Source organism: Lysinibacillus sp. NPDC096212 (assembly GCF_044763105.1).
In the GTDB taxonomy this organism is placed as follows: Bacteria; Bacillota; Bacilli; order Bacillales_A; family Planococcaceae; genus Lysinibacillus.
The window spans coordinates 37732-59762 of sequence record NZ_JBIWFQ010000018.1 but is presented as its reverse complement, the minus strand read 5'-3'; the positions used below and the strand labels follow the sequence as shown (position 1 = coordinate 59762).

Annotated in this window: 20 protein-coding genes and 1 riboswitch; of the genes, 12 read left to right on the top strand and 8 right to left on the bottom strand. The window is 33.4% G+C overall.

Annotated features, from left to right (window positions below; all coding sequences use genetic code 11):
* Nucleotides 1-24 precede the first annotated feature (24 nt).
* Both ACIQ7T_RS17290 and ACIQ7T_RS17285 read left to right on the top strand, forming a co-directional pair.
* Nucleotides 25-201, top strand: coding sequence for a sporulation protein Cse60 (locus tag ACIQ7T_RS17290; protein WP_156304561.1), 177 nt, complete (start codon nt 25-27; stop codon nt 199-201).
* A 22-nt stretch (nt 202-223) separates the two neighbouring features.
* Nucleotides 224-436, top strand: a complete 213-nt coding sequence (locus ACIQ7T_RS17285) for a hypothetical protein (RefSeq protein WP_402871959.1) — start codon at nt 224-226, stop codon at nt 434-436.
* 134 nt (nt 437-570) lie between these two features.
* Here ACIQ7T_RS17285 and ACIQ7T_RS17280 read toward each other — a convergent pair whose 3' ends face one another.
* Together ACIQ7T_RS17280 and ACIQ7T_RS17275 are read right to left on the bottom strand one after the other, a co-directional pair.
* Nucleotides 571-963, bottom strand: a complete 393-nt coding sequence (locus ACIQ7T_RS17280; protein ID WP_370075015.1) for an NUDIX hydrolase — start codon at nt 961-963, stop codon at nt 571-573.
* A gap of 10 nt (nt 964-973) precedes the next feature.
* Nucleotides 974-1195, bottom strand: a complete 222-nt coding sequence (locus ACIQ7T_RS17275) for a hypothetical protein (protein ID WP_402871956.1) — start codon at nt 1193-1195, stop codon at nt 974-976.
* Between the two features lie 229 nt (nt 1196-1424).
* Here ACIQ7T_RS17275 and ACIQ7T_RS17270 point away from each other — a divergent pair, with 229 nt between their 5' ends.
* Both ACIQ7T_RS17270 and ACIQ7T_RS17265 read left to right on the top strand, forming a co-directional pair.
* Nucleotides 1425-2288 carry an AraC family transcriptional regulator gene (locus ACIQ7T_RS17270; protein WP_370075014.1) on the top strand — a complete coding sequence of 288 codons (864 nt, stop codon included), beginning with the start codon at nt 1425-1427 and terminating at the stop codon, nt 2286-2288.
* A gap of 172 nt (nt 2289-2460) precedes the next feature.
* The gene (locus ACIQ7T_RS17265) at nt 2461-3084 is read left to right on the top strand and encodes an HAD family hydrolase (protein ID WP_370075013.1); all 624 of its coding nucleotides are present in this window, start codon (nt 2461-2463) and stop codon (nt 3082-3084) included.
* Nucleotides 3085-3313: 229 nt separating this feature from the next.
* On the opposite strand, the gene ACIQ7T_RS17260 is transcribed toward ACIQ7T_RS17265, so the two are convergent.
* Entirely contained in the window at nt 3314-3844 is a 531-nt protein-coding gene (locus tag ACIQ7T_RS17260) for a GNAT family N-acetyltransferase (RefSeq protein WP_370075012.1), read from the bottom strand.
* 159 nt (nt 3845-4003) lie between these two features.
* Here ACIQ7T_RS17260 and ACIQ7T_RS17255 point away from each other — a divergent pair, with 159 nt between their 5' ends.
* Nucleotides 4004-4783, top strand: a complete 780-nt coding sequence (locus tag ACIQ7T_RS17255; RefSeq protein WP_402871951.1) for a GNAT family N-acetyltransferase — start codon at nt 4004-4006, stop codon at nt 4781-4783.
* Nucleotides 4784-4824: 41 nt separating this feature from the next.
* Here ACIQ7T_RS17255 and ACIQ7T_RS17250 read toward each other — a convergent pair whose 3' ends face one another.
* The gene (locus ACIQ7T_RS17250; protein ID WP_370076253.1) at nt 4825-5088 is read right to left on the bottom strand and encodes a Parvovirus coat protein VP1-like protein; all 264 of its coding nucleotides are present in this window, start codon (nt 5086-5088) and stop codon (nt 4825-4827) included.
* A gap of 223 nt (nt 5089-5311) precedes the next feature.
* On the opposite strand from ACIQ7T_RS17250, the gene ACIQ7T_RS17245 reads away from it, so the two are divergent.
* From ACIQ7T_RS17245 to ACIQ7T_RS17235, 3 genes are all read left to right on the top strand, one after another.
* Nucleotides 5312-6358 carry a DUF418 domain-containing protein gene (locus ACIQ7T_RS17245; RefSeq protein ID WP_370076251.1) on the top strand — a complete coding sequence of 349 codons (1047 nt, stop codon included), beginning with the start codon at nt 5312-5314 and terminating at the stop codon, nt 6356-6358.
* A 150-nt stretch (nt 6359-6508) separates the two neighbouring features.
* The gene (locus ACIQ7T_RS17240; RefSeq protein WP_370076249.1) at nt 6509-7198 is read left to right on the top strand and encodes a hypothetical protein; all 690 of its coding nucleotides are present in this window, start codon (nt 6509-6511) and stop codon (nt 7196-7198) included.
* 14 nt (nt 7199-7212) lie between these two features.
* Nucleotides 7213-8472 (top strand): glutathionylspermidine synthase family protein, encoded by a 1260-nt coding sequence (locus tag ACIQ7T_RS17235; RefSeq protein WP_402871947.1) that lies wholly within the window; start codon nt 7213-7215, stop codon nt 8470-8472.
* 449 nt (nt 8473-8921) lie between these two features.
* Here ACIQ7T_RS17235 and ACIQ7T_RS17230 read toward each other — a convergent pair whose 3' ends face one another.
* Nucleotides 8922-9095, bottom strand: coding sequence for a hypothetical protein (locus tag ACIQ7T_RS17230; protein ID WP_402871944.1), 174 nt, complete (start codon nt 9093-9095; stop codon nt 8922-8924).
* A gap of 232 nt (nt 9096-9327) precedes the next feature.
* On the bottom strand, nt 9328-9801 hold the full coding sequence (locus ACIQ7T_RS17225; RefSeq protein ID WP_402871941.1) for a YbaK/EbsC family protein: 474 nt from the start codon (nt 9799-9801) through the stop codon (nt 9328-9330).
* Between the two features lie 135 nt (nt 9802-9936).
* Between ACIQ7T_RS17225 and ACIQ7T_RS17220 the strand changes: the two genes are divergently transcribed.
* The 3 genes from ACIQ7T_RS17220 (at nt 9937) to ACIQ7T_RS17210 (ending at nt 12214) form a co-directional block, all read left to right on the top strand.
* The gene (locus tag ACIQ7T_RS17220) at nt 9937-11082 is read left to right on the top strand and encodes a PstS family phosphate ABC transporter substrate-binding protein (RefSeq protein ID WP_402872075.1); all 1146 of its coding nucleotides are present in this window, start codon (nt 9937-9939) and stop codon (nt 11080-11082) included.
* Nucleotides 11083-11113: 31 nt separating this feature from the next.
* Nucleotides 11114-11208, top strand: a riboswitch (guanidine-I (ykkC/yxkD leader).
* A 350-nt stretch (nt 11209-11558) separates the two neighbouring features.
* The gene (locus ACIQ7T_RS17215) at nt 11559-11900 is read left to right on the top strand and encodes a DMT family transporter (protein WP_402871938.1); all 342 of its coding nucleotides are present in this window, start codon (nt 11559-11561) and stop codon (nt 11898-11900) included.
* Entirely contained in the window at nt 11900-12214 is a 315-nt protein-coding gene (locus ACIQ7T_RS17210; RefSeq protein ID WP_370076245.1) for a DMT family transporter, read from the top strand. Before ACIQ7T_RS17215 ends, ACIQ7T_RS17210 begins: the two co-directional genes overlap by 1 nt.
* A gap of 79 nt (nt 12215-12293) precedes the next feature.
* Here ACIQ7T_RS17210 and ACIQ7T_RS17205 read toward each other — a convergent pair whose 3' ends face one another.
* Nucleotides 12294-14639 carry an ABC transporter permease gene (locus tag ACIQ7T_RS17205; RefSeq protein WP_370076244.1) on the bottom strand — a complete coding sequence of 782 codons (2346 nt, stop codon included), beginning with the start codon at nt 14637-14639 and terminating at the stop codon, nt 12294-12296.
* Complete coding sequence (locus tag ACIQ7T_RS17200) at nt 14639-15346, bottom strand: ABC transporter ATP-binding protein (protein WP_370076243.1); 708 nt, start codon at nt 15344-15346, stop codon at nt 14639-14641. Before ACIQ7T_RS17200 ends, ACIQ7T_RS17205 begins: the two co-directional genes overlap by 1 nt.
* An 860-nt stretch (nt 15347-16206) precedes the next feature.
* Here ACIQ7T_RS17200 and ACIQ7T_RS17195 point away from each other — a divergent pair.
* Complete coding sequence (locus tag ACIQ7T_RS17195; protein WP_402871933.1) at nt 16207-22017, top strand: type I polyketide synthase; 5811 nt, start codon at nt 16207-16209, stop codon at nt 22015-22017.
* The last annotated feature ends 14 nt before the right edge of the window (nt 22018-22031 follow it).

Here is a 22031-nt window from a genome sequence, read left to right as displayed (position 1 = left end):
ATTAGAAGAAAAGGGGGAAAATGTATGACGCAAGCGACCCAAGTAGTAACGATCCAAAATAATGATATTGTACAATTTGAACATGATATTAATAACGCTCTATTGGATTTAAGCGAGTATTTAATAGTTGATATTAAATACAATACGTTATATATAGGGGAACATACAGTTATACATTCAGCCTTAATTATTTATAAATGATTGTTCCGGAGGGGGAAATAACTTGTCGAAAATATATTGGGTATCAATTGCTAAAAGAACAGATGATGAATCTGGAGTGGAGAAGAATGTCATTGAAAAAATATTTGCGAAGAAATCTAAACTAAAGGATTTTTTAGAACAAGAAGGCTATTGTAAGGAAGCGAAAAATCAATATATTAAAATTGATGATGAATTGATATATGAAGCGGCCGTTGAAAAAGTAAAAATGAAATAAACAAAATATAAGAGTTTACCCGCGGGTGGAAGCGAAATACCCGCGGTTGTGGATATATGCGAGAGGTTATGCCAAGTACTAAGCTTCTGATTGGATCTTCCTAACACCAACCATCCTAATTCATGATGATTCTATTATTGAAACAATGATAATAGAAATTGTCTATCTTCAGGGAAGGTTAATGTTAAATCTAGTAACTCATCTTTTGATTTCCACGCAATTTCATAAATCAATTCATCGGGATCATGTATTGTCATTTGTCCACCTTTAACGATTGTTTCGAAATAACGAACTTCTACTACATCATTATTTTTATGTAACACTTCTCTGACGATGTCTACTATAAATCCAGTTTCTTCATACACTTCGCGGATACAACATGTCTCAAAATTTTCAGTAGTTTCTATGCCGCCTGATGGCACTGCCCATGTTTTTGCTTCTTCTTTAGTCCCTTGCAAAACCATTAATAATTGATTGTCTTCATTTAAGCAAATTCCTGCTGCCCCTTGCCATTTAACCAATATCAAAACCTCCAATCTAATATTTTATACTAATTTTAACCCATATTATCCAAAAATAGGTATGATTTTTGTTAATTCTATGTATATAGGTTGATTGGAGTGGAGACTGGTCGACTCCTTGGGGATCAGCAATAGAAGAACGAAGGCTAAAACCATCACGTCCTGTGATAACGCCTTTGTGACCAGCATCGTGCTGGCCCGAGACTCTGGAGCGAGCAACGCGAGTGAAGCGGCTCATCGGACGCCCCCAGGAAGCTTTGCTCTGTGCGAAAGCGTAGCGACAGCAACAAATGTTTTATCTGTGCGAAAGCGTAGCGACAGCAACAACAAAGCGACCGGTCGGAACGGAAATCAACACCACGCTATGGTGAAAATAAAGCTTTCATTTTTACCAGTCCAAAGTTAGCATAAAAAGACAGGAATAACTAATTTTGATGTTATAAGCTATAAACAAGGAGTGAGAGCACTTGAGTTGGATTGAGTCGATTCAAAAAGCAATAAATTATATCGAAGAGCATTTATTAGATGACATCACAATGGAGCAAATTGCACGGGAGGTAAATTCTTCGGTCTTTCATTTTCAACGGACTTTCTCGATTTTAACGGATATGTCTATTGCAGATTATATAAGACGTAGAAGGCTAACATTAGCTGCACAGGAGTTAATAAATACAGAACAAAAAGTAATCGATCTCTCCTACAAATATGGCTACGACTCTCCTGAAGCTTTCACAAAGGCATTTCGTAAGCAGCATAATCTAACGCCTAGTGAAGCAAGAAAGAAGCAAGGACAGCTACAATCATACAATCGCCTGGTCATCCAGGTAAGCCTGAAGGGAGCAGAACCAATGAAGTATAAGATCGTAGAAAAAGAAAAGTTTCAAGTAGTAGGGGTAAAAAGAACATATAATTGTCAAAATGGTGAGAACTTGCAAGACATTCCTCATTTTTGGAATGAGATGAATTCGAAAAATTTCGATCATCAACTTATCCAATTAAATAACGGAAGCATTAAAGGGACGCTAGGTGTTTGTGTACCAAATACAGACCAAGGGCAAAATGGTTTCATTGATTACTGGATTGCTACGGATCATGTAGGGGAAGTGGGAGAAAATCTATTAGCGTTGGAGATACCTGCATCGAAGTGGGTTGTCTTTGAGGTGCATGGCCCTATGCCAGATGCTATGCAAAATACTTGGAAACAGATTTATTCAGAGTGGTTCCCATCCAATCCATATAAACCAGCAGGAACAGCTGAACTTGAAGTTTACCCTGATGAAGATGCTTATAGCCCTGATTCATACTCTGAAATTTGGATTCCAATTCAATAAAGATAAAATGGATTTGGTAAACGATTAGTTTGCCAAATCCATTTTTTGTAGTGATGATGTTTTATATTGTTTAGTCCGACATAGTAAACATCGTATATAAAATCCTCCTGATGAGAAATTTTGCTCTTCTCAACATCCATATTTTGTATAATGTTAATAAAGGAGGTTTCATATGGACATTGAGAGCATTATTTTCGATTTGGATGGGACACTTTGGGATTCAAGAAAAACAGTAGCGCAATCGTGGGCGCAGGTAGTTCAAGGGTCTCCTTACGGTAAAGGAAAGATAACCGAAGAGGATTTATCTAAAACGATGGGCTTACAAATTCAAGAAATAGCAGCTGTATTATTTGAATATCTTGATGAAGAAAAGCAGATGGAGCTTATTTTAGCATGCTGCCAGCAAGAGCAAGATGATTTATTACGTAATGGCGGTATTTTATATCCGCAGTTAGAAGAAACTTTACTAGCTCTTTCAAAAAAATTCCGCTTGTTCATTGTGAGCAATTGTCAGGAGGGCTACATAGAAACATTTTATGCTTATCATAAACTAGAGAAATATTTTCTCGATTTTGAAAATCCGGGACGTACAGGCTTATCAAAGGGAGAAAATATTCAATTAATTATGGAAAGAAATCATATTAAAAACGCTGTCTATGTAGGAGATACACAAGGAGATATGCTTTCTGCAAAGTTTGCAGGGATTCCTTTTGTTTTTGCTTCATATGGTTTTGGAAAGCCAGAGGAGTATGACTATATCATCGAAAAGCCATTTGATTTATTAAATATATTTTAAACGGAGTATAGAGTCTGTCTTTTCTGACGGTCTCTATACTCTGTTTTGGTTAAGAAGAGTAGGGAATTTTAACATCATATTTATTTGTACAAACAAACCTTCTGGGAAAGCTGAGTAGGGAGTGTACTCGGACAAAAATCCATTTAGCCTGGATTTTTATTTTGAAATTTGGATTCCGATTAAGTAATAGAAATGAAAAAAGCACATTCTTGGCTTCGTTTTTTTTACGTCAATTTTCTTTTAATAAAGAATAAACATTAATGTCATAAAAAGATTCTTTTGATTCTTCATATTCCTGAAATGTTCCTTCAAAAGTAAAATTCAATTTCTCTACTACTTTTATAGAATTCCTATTACAAGGCTCTATTTTTGCTTCAATTTTAGTTATGCTTAAAGTGGAGAAAGCATAATCAATCAAAGCGGAAATACATTCTGGCGCATAGCCATTTCCCCAATAAGCTTTAGCGAGATCATAGCCAATTTCTGCTGTAGCGTTCTCTAAGTCAAATGAATTGAATCCACAAGAGCCGATAATCTCATTGGATTCCTTCTCAATAATTGATAAGCGAATAGCCTTGTGCTCCTTAGCTAGTTGATCAAAAAGCTCAATCATTTCCTTCGCTTGTTGTTCATGAGTGAAATTAGTGATATTCATAAATTTCGTCACATCGGGATCTGACCAAATTTTAAATAAACTATGTGTATCCACTATCTTCATTTTTCTTAAATATAATCTTTTTGTGTAAATTTGTTCTATCAATACTTTTACCTCCAATTTTTTATAAGTTTGGATGAAAAATATTGCTATCTGCGCATAATTCAGTCCCTTCAAATTTCATGTATCTATTATACAATAATTCTAGTAATTGCTAAAATGTTATGCTATATGAAGAGATACAAAAGAATAGGGGAAATGATAATGTTTAAGGTAACGACCGAGAATTATTCGATTGTCAAAGAAACAATAGAGAGGGCGCCAACATTTGTCTACAGTATTCTGGAGCAGGTAATAGAAGGTGCTGTCTATGCCGACAATGAAAGCCTTCATTCACTACTGTTTCAAACCAAATCAGGAATATACTATGTTTATGGTGATTCATCCAGCGAGCAAGTTATAAGTAAACTCGCAGCTTTACTACAAGAATCTATTGAGCAAAATAAACGTTTCACATTATTTTCTTACTCAGAAGATTGGAACACAAAAATTGAACAACGATTAAACGTTTATGTGAATAAATTAGAAAGATATACTTTCAGCTTTGATAAAAATGCTTATAACAATAGAGAGAAGCACGAGTCGCTTAACTACGAATGCATTAAAATCAAGCAACATCAAATTGATCATTGTTTAGAATTTAACAACCAATATTATGAGGAGTACTGGGGTTCTACTAGTAATTTCCTTGAAAATGGTTTTGGATTCTGTTTGAAGCATGGAGATAAGATTATTAGCGAAGCGGTTTCTATTTTTAAATCGCAGCAATTTGCAGAGATTGATATAGTTACTGATTCGAATTATAGAGGATTAGGATTAGCAAGCTTCATTGCAGAAAAATTTATTGATGATTGCCTTTTAAACGATATAAAGCCTTGTTGGGATTGTGATATTGATAACCATGGATCTTATCATGTAGGCGCTAAATTAGGCTTTACTAATCTAGTGAAATATGCTGTTTTTTATAAAAGCACAGATAGATAAGCTCACGATGTAGAAATAACATCGTGAGCTTTCTTTATTCTTTAAAAGAACCCATTGCGCATTTCGAAGATGTTGTAAAACAATCTAGCATCTCTAGCCATTTTACTATTAGCGTTCATTTGTGGTCGCAAACAGTTTTGGAACATTTCATCGCAATATCTTGATCTACCATATCGAGCATAACATTCGTCGTGTAATTTGCAGCATGAATCTACAGCGTTGATAGGTCTACCTGGTCCTGAACATCCTGGACCACAGTATTTATATCCAGGGTAGCAAAAACCAAATTTGCGTTGTCTGTACATCGTCTATTCTCCTTTTTTAAAAGAAATAATGGTTACTATAAAATATGAAATTTTTGCTTTTGGAAAGGGATTAAAAACTAATGTAAGAGAAAAAAGGCATTAACTTATGAGAAAAATCTATAAAATGTAAGGTTCCTGTAAGCTTATAAAAAAACTGCTGTAAGGATGGAAAGCTAAAATAGCTATAGTGCAGTAAAGTTTGAAAGATAAGGAGTTTTAAAGAATGAATCCATCCGTACCTCAAAAAGAAAGAATCGTTTCCTTAGACATTATTCGTGGGTTAGCGTTATTTGGCATTTTGTTTATTAATGTAGCGGCCTACCAGATAATAGTAGAGGGAGGTCCGATGCCTGACTATAGTGGAATTAATGGTATTATTAGTACGCTTATTGGTATTTTTATTGAGAAGAAATTCTTTTCGATTTTTTCATTCCTCTTTGGTGTAGGTTTTTATATTTTTGCTTCGCGTGCAGAAGCTCGTGGCGATAAGCCAAGATGGCGTTTTGCAAGACGTTTACTAGCTTTATTGTTAATTGGCATTGTTCATATTTTTGTTTTTTGGGGATCAATCCTTGCTATTTATGCAGTAATAGGTTTCTTACTGATACCTTTTTATCATGCAAAGATTTCAACAATTAGTAAATGGTTATTTGCGATTATTACTGTTCATATCCTGTGTATTCTTGGACAAATATTAATGCCAAATCAAGAAGCCTTTTCAACTGTTTTTGGTTTATTAGGAAATGATGCAATTACTATTTTTATCATGTTTTTAACTGGTTTTTTAGTAGCAAAAGCTGATTGGATTAGTCATGTAAGTGAATACTCAAAACAAATAAAGTGGCTACAATTTGTGACGTTCCCACTTTTTGTTGGCATTTCAATATGGATTTGGTTTGCAGCTCAAGATGGATACGAAAATCTAAATTCCGTTATTAGTTTAGGGGTAATTCCGACAACGTATTTTTACTTAGCTTGTCTATTTGTTTTGTTAGAAAATAAGAAAATTGCGAAGCTGCTTAAGCCAATTGGACGAGTTGGGCAAATGGCATTTACAAACTATTTAGCTCAAAGCTTTATTGGCCTAGCTCTTATGTCGTTAATGGGGCTTGAAGTTGTTTCACCTTCTGATGCGGTGATTATTGCAATCTTAATTTTTATCATTCAAATTATCTTTAGTGTCATCTGGTTCAAATTCTTTAAAATGGGGCCATTTGAAAAGCTATGGCGCTTTATGACATATGGAAGAAAAGCAGTACCGACTAAATAAATATTTTTGCGCGAAACTCCCTGGAGATGAATGATTCCAATCCACCAGGGGGTTTTTAGTGCTATGATAATATGTATGAATTTGTAAAAAATGAAACCTAAAGTAGGGGATATTCGTAAATTAGGTATCGACATAAAGGAGAAATACGAAATGGCAAAACAAATGAAAAAATATATAGCAGTCACAACAGCATCATTTATGGCTATGCAATTAGCCGCGTGTGGGAATACAGAAAGTCAAAATGTCGGGGAGTCCTCTGCCTCTTCAGCTGATACAAATAATGTAACGGAAGAAAACAATACGGCAACAGCTAGTGGTGATTTACAAAGTGTGTATGACAGCGACATGGCAAATGCATGTGATGAATGGGAAGAAAGTGATGATGGTTCGTTCGAGTGTTTAGATGAAAATTCGCCTCATTATGCACATCATTTCTTTAATGGACTTATGTATGCAACTGCCGGAGCAATGCTAGGAAGTGCCATTTATAAAAGCCGCAATCTAAAGGATGGTACAGATAGAGAGGATAGAGGTGGCGGTTCAGCAGTGCCACGTACGAATCATAGTAATGCTAGCGAAAGTAAAAATACAAATGGAATTACTACGAACGGCTCTCAAAATTCGTCTGGTACAACATCTAATAGTTCAAATAACTCAACAACAAATAGCTCTAATTCAAATACAAGCGGTTCCAACTCTTATTCGAGTGGCAAGCGTTCATTCTCAAATAGTTCAGATTCATCTTCGAATAGTTCTTATTCAAATCACTCATCGTCCAGCACTGGAAAATCAGGCTTTGGCTCAGGTGGTGCCTCTAGAGGTGGCTCTTCATCTTCTTAAAAGGAGAAATCAATATGGACAATTATTTTCAACAACGCCAAGCATTTTATTCTAAATTTCCTAATTCCTTTCCAGACTTTGAGGACCTTGAGTACGCCTTATACGATGTACTAGATTTACCCAAAGAGAAAATCGATGAAATTAACTATGCATCTACTATACTTTGGAAAATATTTTTAAAGGTTGGCAAACAATTTAAGCATTTATCGGATGAACAACTTTTAGCACTAGGCATTCGTTCTGAAATGCTGCCATATATCCAATTAGATTATTTACAGCAACAATCGATACTAGCTCGCTTCGATTTTATTTGTACAGAGGACGGAGAAATAAAATGTCTTGAATTAAATGGTGAAACGCCATTTCTTGTCCAAGAAACCTTTGAAATCAATGAAGCGCTTTGTCAGCATTTAGGATTTGATAGTCCGAATGATGTTTCGGCATTACATAAATCCTTGTCTGGTGCACTTTTTGCGGCTATGCATTATTTAAATGATGTGAAAAAACCTAAAATCATCATTACAGGGAAAACGGCTGCGGAAGATTATGAGGAATATTGTCAGGTACAGTTTTTAAAGAAATGTATACCTTTTGATGTGGAATATGTCCCTATACAAGAGCTAATCATTTTTTCAAGTAACACTGCTAATATAGCTCGAGGCCTTTATACGCCTGCTATGGAGAAAATTGATATTTTATATCGTCCTGCACACCCAGTAGAGTTTTTAATAGATGATATGTCTTCCGATGGTGATCGTATAGGTCTACAATTACTGGAACTTGTAAAAGACAGGCAGCTTGCTATTATTAACGCACCTGCTGCATATGTACTGCAATCGAAAATTTTATTATGGCTGATTTGGGAGCGAAAAGATGATCCGCTTCTTTTTAATGCAGAAGAGCGAGCTGCTATTCAGAAATATATGTTGCCAACGTACCTTTCGGCAGAGCCATTTGTTCAGGAAAACTTGCCGTTTGTCAAGAAACCTGTCTATTCGCGGGAAGGGAATACTGTAGAAATTTATGCAGGGGATGGTACGAAAACAAATGCCTCTGCGTATACCCATTATGATGATAATTTGTTTATTTATCAGCAGTACGTGGAAATGCCCTCTATAACGATAAAGCTAAAAGATGGATTACAAACAAAGAAATGGTTAATCGGCTCATTTATCGCTGATAATCGTGCATGTGGCTTATCATGTAGAGTAGGCAATCAAATAACAGAATGGGATTCTCACTGGTTAGCTGTTGGATATAGAGAAGAAAATTAAATAAAAAACGGCGAGACTTTTAACTTCTTTCAGCAAGTGTTTTGGTAGCGAAAACGAAGCGACAGTTACAGAAGTCACCCACCTCTATAGGTGGTGAGTATCCGCTGAAATAGAGGAACTCAGTCTAAGAACGCCACGTCCTGTGGCAATGACTGAATGACCAACTTCGTGCTGTTGCTGTCGCTTCGTTGCACTACGCTTTCGCGCAAAAAACATCTGTTGGCCTAAAGCCTCAGGCGGATGTCACGGAATCGGCTTTGTGCAAGTACAAAGCCGATTCCGTACGCAATTATGCCGAGACATAATTGCGCAGATAATTACGCCATGTTACTCGTTTCAGCCTTCGTCAATCCATACTTGATATGGAATATAGGTTTCTAGTTCAGAAAAAGTAAACTCAATGGAGGAGTGTTACTACCACATGCAGGGAACATTAGTCTCGTAAATCTTTATTTTCGTTTATAGTCTTGTCTAAAGAAAATAAGAGAAAGTATCAGTAAAATTATTGGAAGAAAAAAGAATCCAGAGTCATATTTAATTGAATGCTCCAGTTTTAGTCCAAACAAATAAATGAATAAAGTAAAAGAAACAGATAAAGAGATTGTTCCCGCTATAGTCTTCATTGCCAGCCCTCCAGTATATTTTCTTACACGCGATACTCTGTAATAAAAAGTAAAATATTTATTCTAATTTTTATACCCTCAATTCAAATTTAGTAAGGCTTTTTCTGTTATTAGAATGAAACAACTATATAAGCCTTGAACATTACTAAAGATATGCTTCGCTTTGAAAAACATTGCTTGATAAAATTGAAAATCGGCGAGGCTTTTTTATAAAGTTTCGCCGATTTTTATTTTACTCGTTCCAGCCTTTACAGACGTCAACCCATTCTTGAAAGGGTGTATAAGTTTCTAATTCAGAAATAGTAAGCTCAATAGCAGAGTTGCTACTACCACATGCAGGGAATACCGTTGTGAAGCGTTTAAGTGATTCATCCAAATAAATAGCAACGCCCTCATTCACGCCAAAAGGACAAACACCTCCTACCTCGTGTCCAATTTTTTCAAGAACTTCATCTTTTCCAAGCATTTTTGCCTTTGTACCAAAGGTAGCTTTAAATTTTGCATTGTCGACTTTGGCATCGCCTGCAGCAACAATTAGTATCGCGCCATCGTTCACAAGAAACGATAACGATTTTGCAATGCGTTCAGGCTCGCACCCGAGTGCCTGTGCTGCTAGTTCAACGGTCGCCGAGCTTTCGTTTAGCTCCTGTATTTTGTGTTGAACATTCCATTGTGCTAAATGTTCACGTACTTTTTCAATTGCCATATGTAATACCTCCTTACAACAATACATCTATTTTAACATAATTTTCAGAATTTATAGTTGTGTTATCTTCCGGAAATAACCTATTATAAAAATAGTTAGTATAAAATTACTTTTTTGGAGGTGAAGCCGTTGATTATGAAAGTGCTACAGTCTCTTTTTGTACTAATCGGATTATTATTTTTCACAGGAGTAGTTGGGTTGTATTTAATGATTAGTGGCGGGCTACATTTTAGTGGACTACTCTTAACTGTTCCGATATGTTTATTTGTCCTATTCGTTTGTTTAATTTTTGATTGGTTGACAACAACAAAACGGAAAATATGGTTAGCTGGAGTAATGGGCATTGCGTTGTTGATTGCCTCGATTAAGCCTATTCAATATTACTACAAAATGAGTATTCCAACTGTTGATGCAGAAATTGATGTGTCACTCTATCAACCGTTTACAGAGCAAAATAAAGTAGTAAAGTCAGATACAAAGGCTTCATTGCAATTAGTTGAGTCACTACCACGCTTAGATGGGGCGACGGCGATGTATCCACTGTATGCTGCCTTTGTAGAAGCAACCTATCCAAAGGATTACTATCCATATGATAAAAGAAGAGTGATGGTTAGTCGTACACCTGAAGCTTATCAAAATTTGATTTCAGGAGATGTTGACCTGATTTTTGTAGCAGCGCCATCTGAATCACAGAAGAGGCAAGCTGAGATGGAAGGTCTTACATTTGAAATGACCCCCATTGGGCGAGAGGCATTTGTCTTTTTCGTCAATCAAAAGAACAGCGTAGAAAATTTATTACTGGGGCAGTTTAAACAAATATACGCTGGGAAAATTACGAATTGGCATGAAGTCGGTGGTGAAAATGCTGCGATTCGTGCCTTTCAACGCCCAGCTGATAGCGGAAGCCAAACAGCACTTGAAAGAATGATGGGAGATACACCAATCATGGAAGCACCTGCTGAAAATGTTGCGACAGGTATGGGTGGTATTATTCATGAGGTATCACAATATCGTAATTATAAAAATGCCATTGGCTACACGTTTAGATTTTACTCAACAGAAATGGTGAATAACAAAGAAATTAAATTATTGTCCATTGATGGGATTGAGCCCACAAAGGAAAATATTCGTAATGGCACATACCCACTCGTATCTGAATTTTATGCTGTAACAGCAGGAACAGATAATCCTAATGTAAAGAAGTTTATCGACTGGATTGTATCAGATGAGGGGCAAGCACTTGTTGAAAAAGTTGGTTATGTACGAGTAGAAAATGACTGAATAGTTTGCTATACTAGTAGTACAATCAAATATGATAGTTTTCTAGGGTTCCGTAGCAATGCTAGTCTGGTCCGAGAGAAAACCACAAATGATTTTGTGACACGGAAGGATAAAAGCCTGGGAGATACTGTTTACAGCAGTGTTTCTTAGGCTTTTTTTATTTGGCTACTATGGGAGGGAAGCTGAAGAAATGATCGGGTAGGTCAGTAATTTGATCGGGTAAGCCGAAGAAGTGATCGGGTAGGTCAGTAATTTGATCGGGTAAGCCGAAGAAGTGATCGGGTAGGTCAGGAAACTGCTCGGGTAAGGCAAAGAAGTGATTGGGGAGGTCAGGAAACTGCTCGGGTAAGGAAAAGAAGTGATCGGGTAGGTTAGTAATTTGATCAGGTATGCCGGAAAACCACGCACTTTGCTTAAAGGGAACTGCCCAATAATAGTATACATCCGTGTTTAACAATAAAATGGAGGAATTCGCAATGAACAAACAATGGTTAAGTGTCATAATTGCTGCTTTTTTTGAAGTCGGTTGGGTTATTGGCTTAAAGCATGCAGGGAATGCACTCGAATGGATTGGTACCGCTATTGCAATTTTTGTTAGTTTTTATTTACTAATTAAGGCTGGAGAAAGTTTACCAGTCGGTACTGTTTATGCGGTATTCGTAGGCTTAGGTACAGCGGGTACTGTATGTTCTGGTAGCTTACTGTTCGGAGAGCCATGGAAATTAGCTAAGATTTTATGTATTGTCGTTTTACTTGCAGGGGTCGTCGGTTTAAAGCTAGTGACAGGTGAGCCTAAAGAAAAAGAGGTGAACGAATAATGGCATGGATTGCATTAGTAGTCGCGGGACTATGTGAGATGATGGGTGTTTATATGATTAGTAAATATAATGATGCTAAAAGTATAAAAAATTTGGTGTTATTGATTTTCGCATTTACCTTGAGCTTTGCTGGCCTTGCATATGCTATGGAAACATTACCAATGGGGACAGCCTATGCAATTTGGACAGGAATTGGAGCGGCCGGTGGCGCTTTACTTGGAATGTTGTTTTTCAATGAATCCAAGGACTGGCGGCGAATTGTATGCATTATTCTTATCTTAGGTGCAGCTATATGTTTGAAACTATTATATTAAAAAACAATATCTTGTAAGATAAAATAAACCAACCAGTTGCTGATTTATAATGACAACTGGTTGGTTTATGATTTCCTGTTTATTCTATACTCTTAAGTGATTCAATCATATCAATTTTCTTTACAGTTTTTCTTAAAAATATGTTACATAAAATAGTAACAATAAAAGTGATGATTACTGGATACAGTAAAGATCCTATATCTAGTGTGATAGGAAACACCATATTATCAAGAGTGAATTTCTTTATAATGAGCATATATAAAGCAATCCCTATTGGAATTCCAATAATTACCCCAAAAATAGTAATAAAAATATTTTCCATAAAAATAAGCTTATTTATTTTATTTCTTTGGTAACCTAGTACCTTTAATGTTGCCAGTTCCCGTATCCTTTCAGTTATATTAATTACAGAAATGTTATATATTGCTGCAAAGGATAATACAATTGCACAAATAATTAATACCACAATCATATTATATAGATTTTGTAGACCGTCTTCAGTAAGCTTCTTTATTTCATTTTTAGACTTAACTTCTTTTAGATTCCCCATACTATTAAAGGTTTTATAAATTTCGTCCAATTTGGTTGGGTCTTTTCCTTGAATTAGAAGTGTGCTTGGTTCATAATAAACGCCCAAATTAGATAAGAGCTTCGGTGTAGCGAATATTTCTTGATTTAAATACTGTTCAGATATATTAGAGATTTTTACCTCTATAGATTTCCCTTTATACTTTGAATCTATTAATTTTAATTGAAGTGAATCCCCAATAGATAACTTATATCTTTCTGCAAATCTTTTAGCGACTATAACACCTTCATCATCTAGAGGTAATATGTTTCCTTCTTTATTAAAATTATTTATTAAATTATTTTCCTTATTTGTAATTAGTAGATTGCTATCTTTTTTATCTTCAATATTAGTAATAACTACACTAGTTTGAGCCAGTGTATTAAAATTAATATCATTATATGGGATATCGCTACTTAAATTTTTAATAGGTGTTTTATACACAACCCTAAGATCATAATTATATACTTCATTAAATTGCTTATCTATTAATAATTGTCTAGAGCCCTTATATCCAAAGGCAAGTATCAATAAGGTGACACAGCAGACAACCCCTAAAGAACTGTAAATAGCTCTTTTTTTGTTAATAAAAATATTTCTTAAAATAAGTTTATTACTGTAAGAAAGCTTTCTCCAAAAAGTTGTATTTCTTTCTATTAATATTTTTTTAACTTTTTTAGGGGGTTTGACTCTTAATGATTCAGTAGTTGTTTCTTTTAAAATTATTTTACAAGACATGAATGATGCTAAAACACCAAATGCAATGGAAAAAATTATAGCGATTAAAATAAAGATATAATATATACGAATTTCAAAGCCAGGAAGTGAAATTATTGCTCTTACTTGGTCCATAAATATTTTTGGAAAGAATATTGACCCTAACAATGATCCAACAAGCCCACCAATAAATCCAATTATTATTGCATAACCAAGATAATGAGTTACTATTTTTGAATTTTTAATACCCAATGCTTTCATGATTCCAATTTGAGTTCTTTGCGAATCCACAAGCCTGGACATTGTTAAAAAGGTAATGATAGCAGCAACTAGAAAGAATATAATAGGCAATATTTTTGCAAGTTCTTCTTGTTGCTTTATTTCACCAGTAAACTGTTTATAACTTAAATTTAAGTCTCTTTTTAATGTATAAAAATAATGTAAATTAGTTGAACTTTTTTCTATTTCATTTTCAACTAAATTTAAATCTAATCCATCCTCTACATCAATAACGACTTCATTATAAATATTTTCCCCTATAATATTACTCATTGTTTGTTCTGAAACGTATGCTATCCCGTATTCTTTATGGTTCGGGGGGAAATCTGAGGTATCCCTAGATTTTATAGTATATTCGGAACTTTCGCCGAATCCGCTTATTTTTAAAGTGATATCTTTATAAGCTGTGCTTAGGTTTATTTCATCACCAACAGAATAATTATGTTCTTTTGCATAATCTGTATCTAATACAATTGAATGAGAGTCTGTTGGTCTATTTCCTTCAATCATTACTATTTGATTAATACGATTATTTTGAGGGAGTGAATGTAGCTTTAAAGTCGTTTTTACATCATCAAACTTTTGATTTGCATCTAAAACATAACGTCCTTCAATATTTTTAATACCATCAATTTCCCCTAATTTTTGGACATCTATAGGAGTTATATTGTCATAGTAAACCCATAAATCAGCTAGGTTCGTCTTTTCGAAATATTCAGAGGAATATTCACTGAGATTTTTTGAGAAAGTTGAAAACCCTGCAAAGAAAAATGCTCCTACAATAATTACTAACGTAATTGCAATAAATTGCCCCTTATATAATTTCAGGTCTCTTATTAATTTTAAAAATAATTTATTCATTACCATTCAATATCCTTTATAGGTTTTTTATTTTCATTTATAGTAATATTCTCAATAACACCACTTTTCACTTTTATTACTTTGTCAGCCATAGGGGCAATAGCTGAATTATGTGTTATTAAGACGACACATTTATGTGTTTCTCTATTTATGTCTTCAAGAAGTTGCAATACTGATTTTCCTGTTTTATAATCTAAAGCTCCAGTTGGTTCATCACAAAGTAAAAGTAATGGATTTTTAGCAATCGCTCTAGCTATTGCAACCCTTTGCTGTTCCCCACCGGAAAGTTGAGAAGGGAAATTATTCATTCTGTCAATTAGACCAACTTGTTTTAGAGTTTCTTCAGGATCTAAATGATTTTTAGAAACTTCAACTGCAAACTCAACATTTTCTAAAGCAGTAAGATTAGGTATTAGATTATAAAATTGAAACACAAAGCCAATTTTTTTTGCTCTGTAGTCCGTTAGTTTTTTTTCATTAAACTCTGTAATATCCTTTTTTTCCACGATTACCTCTCCTAAAGTAGGAGTATCCATGCCACCTAAAATGTTCAAGATTGTACTTTTACCAGCACCACTTGCACCTAGAATGACAACAAACTCTCCCTCCTCAATAATGAAATTTACTCCATTTAACGCTTTTATTGGAACTTCACCTATGAAATATTCCTTGGTAATATTTCTGAATTCAATTAAATTATTAGTCACTAATTTTTTCCTCCTTAAGTAAAATGGAATAAACTACCTATCAATTTTGAGCCCATTGAAAGTGTTTTATCCCTCCCGTACCATGTAAATTAGGTACGTTAGCTTTTATTACATTATTTGTAAAAGCCTTACTTCTTTAGTCAGTTCATATCAAACTGAAGATAAATTTTCTTAAAAGAGTGGTTTTGTAGAAGGACCTTAGTTAATTCTTCTGAATAATGTCTAATAAATAGAATAGATACAATTGGTAACTCAATAAAATTTGTGTGGTTGCATGAAGGATATGAAAAGAGAAGGTTAAAATTGATAAATATAAAAATTCTAATATTTCACAACAATAGGAATATATCATAATTTTTTTTTATAATCAACCTATTTTGTAAAAAAATAGAAATTTTCAAAAAACAACAGGATTTTGTTTAATTTGATAAAATTAACATTTTTGTTTGATTAACCAAAAAAGCTGTGATAACATTTTAAAAAATGGCAATAATAGTTATATTTATAGAATTACTGTAATTATTATCTGGGGCAAAAAGATGGTGGTGAGTGATATTTAAAATTTAATGTTTTTAAAAGTTATGCTAAGTGCTTAGAATTTTTTCTTCTTACAAAGTCGTAAAATAAAATTTTCATCTAAAAGGCAAAGGTAAGTTTAGATGACCTATTTTCTATATCGATCTTTAAGGAGGAAAATATATTCTTAGCCTTTTTTATTCTTAATAATAATCAGAATTATTTGAATGTAGAGGAAATATTTGAAATTTCTGTTAAAAACAAAAATAAGGTATATCAAATTTATTTAAACAGTAAGTGAATTAGTCTTAGATAAAATATCTTAACTGAAGGGAATGTATTTAATGGAAAAAAATTTAAAATATTCAAAACAAAATATTTTAACGTATTTAGTAGATTTGATTGAGGATATATTAGATTTAAATATTTCTCACTCTGATGAGCCTTTTACTGATTTAGGTCTTGCCTCTATAGATATCCCATTATTTATTGAAAAAGTTTCGAAAAGATTTGGTATTAACATTCAAGTTTCCTCGTTATTTGAATATCCGAATATAAATGAATATACGGATTATTTATTTAATGAGTTAAATAAAGAAGAAACAACGGTTAATAATTTTTTAGACAGTGATTTAAATGCTACTGACAAAGATTCTATAGCTATTGTTGGAGTTAGTTGCCGTTTCCCAGCAGGAGGAAATAGTCCGGAGGAATTTTGGGATATATTAATGAATGGAAAAGATGGTATATCCAATATGCCAGAAGAGAGATGGGATATAGAAAAATTCTATAGTCCGGATAAAGGCGAACCTGGAAAATTATATACAAAAAAAGGCGGTTTCCTAAATATTCCAATAGAACAATTTGACGCGAAATTTTTTAATATATCTCCAAAAGAAGCTTATGCTTTAGATCCTCAACAAAGAATGCTATTAGAGCTAACTTGGGAAGCTTTTGAAAATTCAGGGATAAATATAGGTAATTATTTTGGTAGTAATACTGGTGTATATGTAGGTATTGCGGGAGAAGAATACTCATTTGCACATTATAAATCAGGAGATTTACGTAAAATAGATGCATATTCTCTAACTGGAACAACTTTTAGTACAGCTTGTGGAAGAATATCCTATACTTTTGGCTTTGAGGGGCCTTCAATGGTCCTTGATACAGCATGTTCCTCTTCTTTAACAGCTTTACATGTTGCATGTAAAGCGTTGGAAGCTGGTGAAGTAGACACTGCAGTAGTAGCAGCAGCTAATTTGATGATTTCTCCAGCTGTTCATGTATGTTTTTCTAAATTAGAAGCTATTTCTGTAGATGGACGTAGTAAAAGCTTTGATGCATCTGCTAATGGATATGGCAGAGGAGAAGGTGCTGGCGTTATTATTTTAAAACGATTAAAAGATGCTGAAAAAAATGATGATAATATATTAGGTGTAGTTCGCGGTACCGCAATAAACCAAGATGGTAAAAGTAATGGATTAACGGCACCAAATGGTTTAGCTCAGGAAAAAGTTATTAAAAAGGCATTAAATGATGCCAGATTAAATGAATCGGATATTGATTACATTGAAATGCATGGAACTGGTACAAAACTGGGAGATCCAATAGAGGTAAAAGCAGTTGTTGAAACATACGGTAAAAATAGAACGAAAGAAAACCCATTGAAAATCGGTTCAGTTAAATCAAATATTGGGCATTTAGAAGCAGCTGCGGGTATGGCTAGTATCATAAAAGTACTTTTATCATTTAAAAACGATGTAATTCCTGGAAACTTGTATTTTGAAAACCCAAATCCATTTATTCAATGGGATAAATCCCCGGTAAAAGTGGTGGAAAGTAACTCTGATTGGAAAAGTGAGGGGAAAATAAGAAGAGTGGGAATAAACGGTTTCGGTTTCGGGGGATCGAATGCTCATATTATTATTGAAGAGCCTCCAAAGAAAAAAACAGTAATAAAAAACAGTAGTGACCCAATCTATATTTTAAAGCTATCAGCAAAGAGTGAGAGATCATTACAGGATAATATTCGAAATTATTTGAATTATATGAAGAGTGATAGTGTAAATATAAAAGATGTTGTTTATACAAATAATATATCTAGATTTGATTTTGATTATAGATTCACGGTTTCTGGAAGAACAAAGGAAGAAATAATGAATAGGATGGAAGCTTATTTAATTAACGGAAATAAAATAGGTATTTCTACCAATATAAATGAACCAATAAAATTCAAAAAAGAAACAGAGGTTGTATTTTTATTTACAGGTCAAGGTTCCCAATATGTAGGGATGGGAAAAGAATTATATGATAATAACCCAACATTTAGAGAAGTATTTGACGAATGTGATAAATTATTTAAACCATTTCTTTTAAAATCTTTAGTAGATCTTATTTATAGTGGAAAATGTACAAATGAAGAAGTGGAAAAGACTTTGTATGCACAACCACTAATATTCACAATTGAGTATTCTGTTTGTAAAATGTGGGAGAAAATGGGTGTTAAACCTAGTGTTGTTTTAGGGCATAGTATAGGAGAGTATGCTGCAGCTGTTGTAGCAGGAATAATGAATTTAAATGATGCAGTAAAGTTAGTTGCAATAAGAGGAAGACTAATGGATTCAGCACCTGGAGAAGGAGCTATGTTATCTATCTATGCAAATGAAAATACAGTGAATAAATTAATAGAAAAATATGATGATGCATTATCTCTAGCAATTTATAATGCTGAAAATAATATTGTTGTATCAGGTGAGAAAAATGCTATTGAAGAGCTTGCAAAAGAAGCTGAAAGACAAAAAATAAAGGTAGCTAGATTATATGTTTCCCATGCATTCCATTCAAACTTGATGATACCTATCTTAGAGGATTTCAAAGAGATTGCTTCACAGGTGAAATTTAATCAATCAAGTGTGAACTATATTTCTTCTACCTTTGCAAGAGCAATAGGGGAAGAAGAGATTTTAGATGCTAATTATTGGACAAACCATATTAAAGAAAAGGTTGATTTTTATCATTCTATTACTTCAATAAAGGATGCAGAGGATAAAGTATTTTTAGAGGTTGGAGCAAATAAAACTTTATGTGCCTTGTCAAAATTATCTTTAAGGGGAGAAATAAAATTATTAAACTCTTTAGATATGAAGAAAAGTGACTGGGAACAAATCAGTTATAGTTTAGGGGAACTGTATTGTAGTGGTGTAAAGGTACTTTGGGATAAGTTCGAAACAAATATTAATAAAACATATAACCGAGTTCAATTACCTACGTATTCATTTGAACGAAAACCATATTGGATGGAACCGGTGTGTTCTCATGAAAAAAAATTACCAGATCAAATAAGGAATGATTATCATCCAATTATTGGGCAGAGATTTAGTACACCACAATTAAAAAATAGTTTAGTTTATCAGAACTCCTTTACAATGAATTCTCCATACTTTATGAAAGAGCATATTATTTTTGACACGGCAATATCTCCTGCTGCTGCGCATATGTCAATGCTTGTATCAATTATTGAAGATTATTATAAATCATCTGTATGTATTATTGAAAATGTTGAATTCCATTCACCTTTAATAGCAAGTAAGGGTGATGAAAGAACAGTGCAAATATTAATAGAAGATATCCATGAAGAAAGAAAGAAGTTTCAAATAATAAGTAAAGACAGTAAAGCGGAACATGGAGATTGGTCTACACATTGTCAAGGAAGTTTAACTGTAATAAAGGACGAGACCTCTGAGAAAAAGATAAATATAGATGATCTAAAAAATATGTTTCCGGAAGACTTATCAGGTTTCAATATCTATGATGTAATGAGCAAATTTGGCTTTAATTTAGGCGAAGGTTTTAAAAGAATTAAGAGAGTATGGAGGGGAGAAAGTGAAGGGGTCTGCTTAATTGATCCGAAGATAGAAATTCCAAATAAAGAATCATATACATTATATCCAGGCTTAATAGATTCTATATTCCAATCTGTGTTCGCTGTATCTGAACTAAGTAGGAAAATGAATTCTGAAAAGACAACAGATGTGCTTAAAACAACAATTCCCATCTCATTAGGGAAAATTAAGTATTACTATAAAGATGCAGAAAGTTATTGGTGCCATGTAAAGGTTAATAATGATCAAAAAGAAGGGGTTATTGGAGATATTGCTGTTTATAATGAAAAAGGTGAGATCGTATTTGAGATAGAAAACATTATGGCAAAACTCACAGATCGAAAAAGCCTACTAAAGGAACTAAACTATAGTGGCGATCAAATGCTTTATAACGTTGAATGGGTGGAAAAATCATTTGGAAATATTGAATTTAAAAATAATGAAAAATTCATTATTTTTTCAAATAATAACGAAATCTGCAATAAAATATATGACAAGTTGAGTTTACTTGGAATGGATTCTATTAAAGTCCTGTCTGGTAAAAATTTAATGGAACTGGATGATAATACCTATTGCATTTCCGATAACGAAAAAGAAGATTTTTACACACTATTTAAAGACATAGTATATAAATTTGATAATGAAAAGTTTAACATTTTATTTATTTCTGAATCTAATGAAGAAAGCATCAATCAAATAACTTTAGAGACATTGAAAGAAAAAACAGCTTGCAGTCAATTATTGCATCTTGTACAAGCCATAACTGACTTGAATTTAGTTGAAAAAATGAACTTAAAAGTAATAACTAATAACGTGCATGATTTAGACAATAGTCCAATTTCTATTTATCAATCAACTTTATGGGGCTTTTCACAAGTTATTAGACTAGAATTTAATCCATTATGGGGAGGAATCATTGACGTTGATAGTAGCATGATCAATGAGGAAATTGATGATGTAATTATAAAAGAAATAATAACAAACGATGAGAAACAAGTTTGTTTAAGAAACAATAATAAGAGATATGTTTCGAGATTGGTCAAAAATACCTATTCTAAGAAAAAACATAAAAATCTTGATATAGCAATAAAGTCTGAAGCAACGTATCTCATAACTGGGGGAACGGGTAGTATCGGAATGCTCTATTCAGAGTATTTAATAGAAAAAGGGGCACGTAATTTAGTTTTGTTAAGCAGAAATAAGCCCAAGGGGGATATTCTTGACAAGGTAAAGAGTTGGGAAGAAAGAGGTATAAAAGTACTTATATGTCAGGTTGATGTGAGTAAAGAATCAGATATTTCTGCTTTAATATCTGATATTACCAGGAATTTCCCAGAGATAAAAGGCGTAGTTCATGCAGCTGGTATTTTAGATGATAGGCTTATAAGAGATCAAACATGGGAAAGTTTTGAGCAAATGTTTATGAGTAAGGTTTTTGGAACATACAATTTACATCATTCATTAAGGAATTGTGAGTTGGACTTTTTCGTTATGATGTCATCCATTGCTTCTGTAATAGGAAATATAGGTCAAGCAAATTATGCAACCGCGAATTATTTTATGAACATCTTTGCTCAATATAGAAGAAAATTAAACTTACCTGCAATATCGATTTGTTGGGGACCATGGTCTGAGATAGGTATGGCATCTAGAAATGAAGAGAATATGAAAAGAATAGAGAAACAAGGAATTTATAGCATTAGTACAGAATTAGGGATGAAAATGATTGATAAATTACTTAATGAAAATCATTCATCTATTCTGGTCGCTGACATGAACTGGGATTTATATAATGAAAACACTAAATTAGAAGAAATGACTACATTTTTATCAAAACTAATAAATTTAGATGATGTTACTAATAGAAAAAAAGACAAGACAAATAGTGAGGCTAATATCTTATCAGTTTTAAGGTCGTTAAAGTTTTCAGAAAGATATGATTATTTACAAGAAAAATTGAAAAATATTGCAGCGACTTTAATGGGGTTTGATGATGCATCCCTTTTAGTATTAGATCAGTCACTAACAGAACAGGGAGCGGACTCATTAATGATTTTCTCTATGAGAAATGAAATAAATAAATTAACAAGCAAAGAACTCGATATTTCTGTATTTTTCAATTATCCATCTTTAAAAGAGTTAAATGATTATCTGCTTATGGAAGTTTTATCTTTCGAAGAAGAGACTAGTGAAAATGACATAAATAATGACGGCTTAAATACTTCTGAAACTATAGATGACCTTTTAGCAGAAATAGAGTCTTTAGTAGACTAAAAAAGGGAGGAATG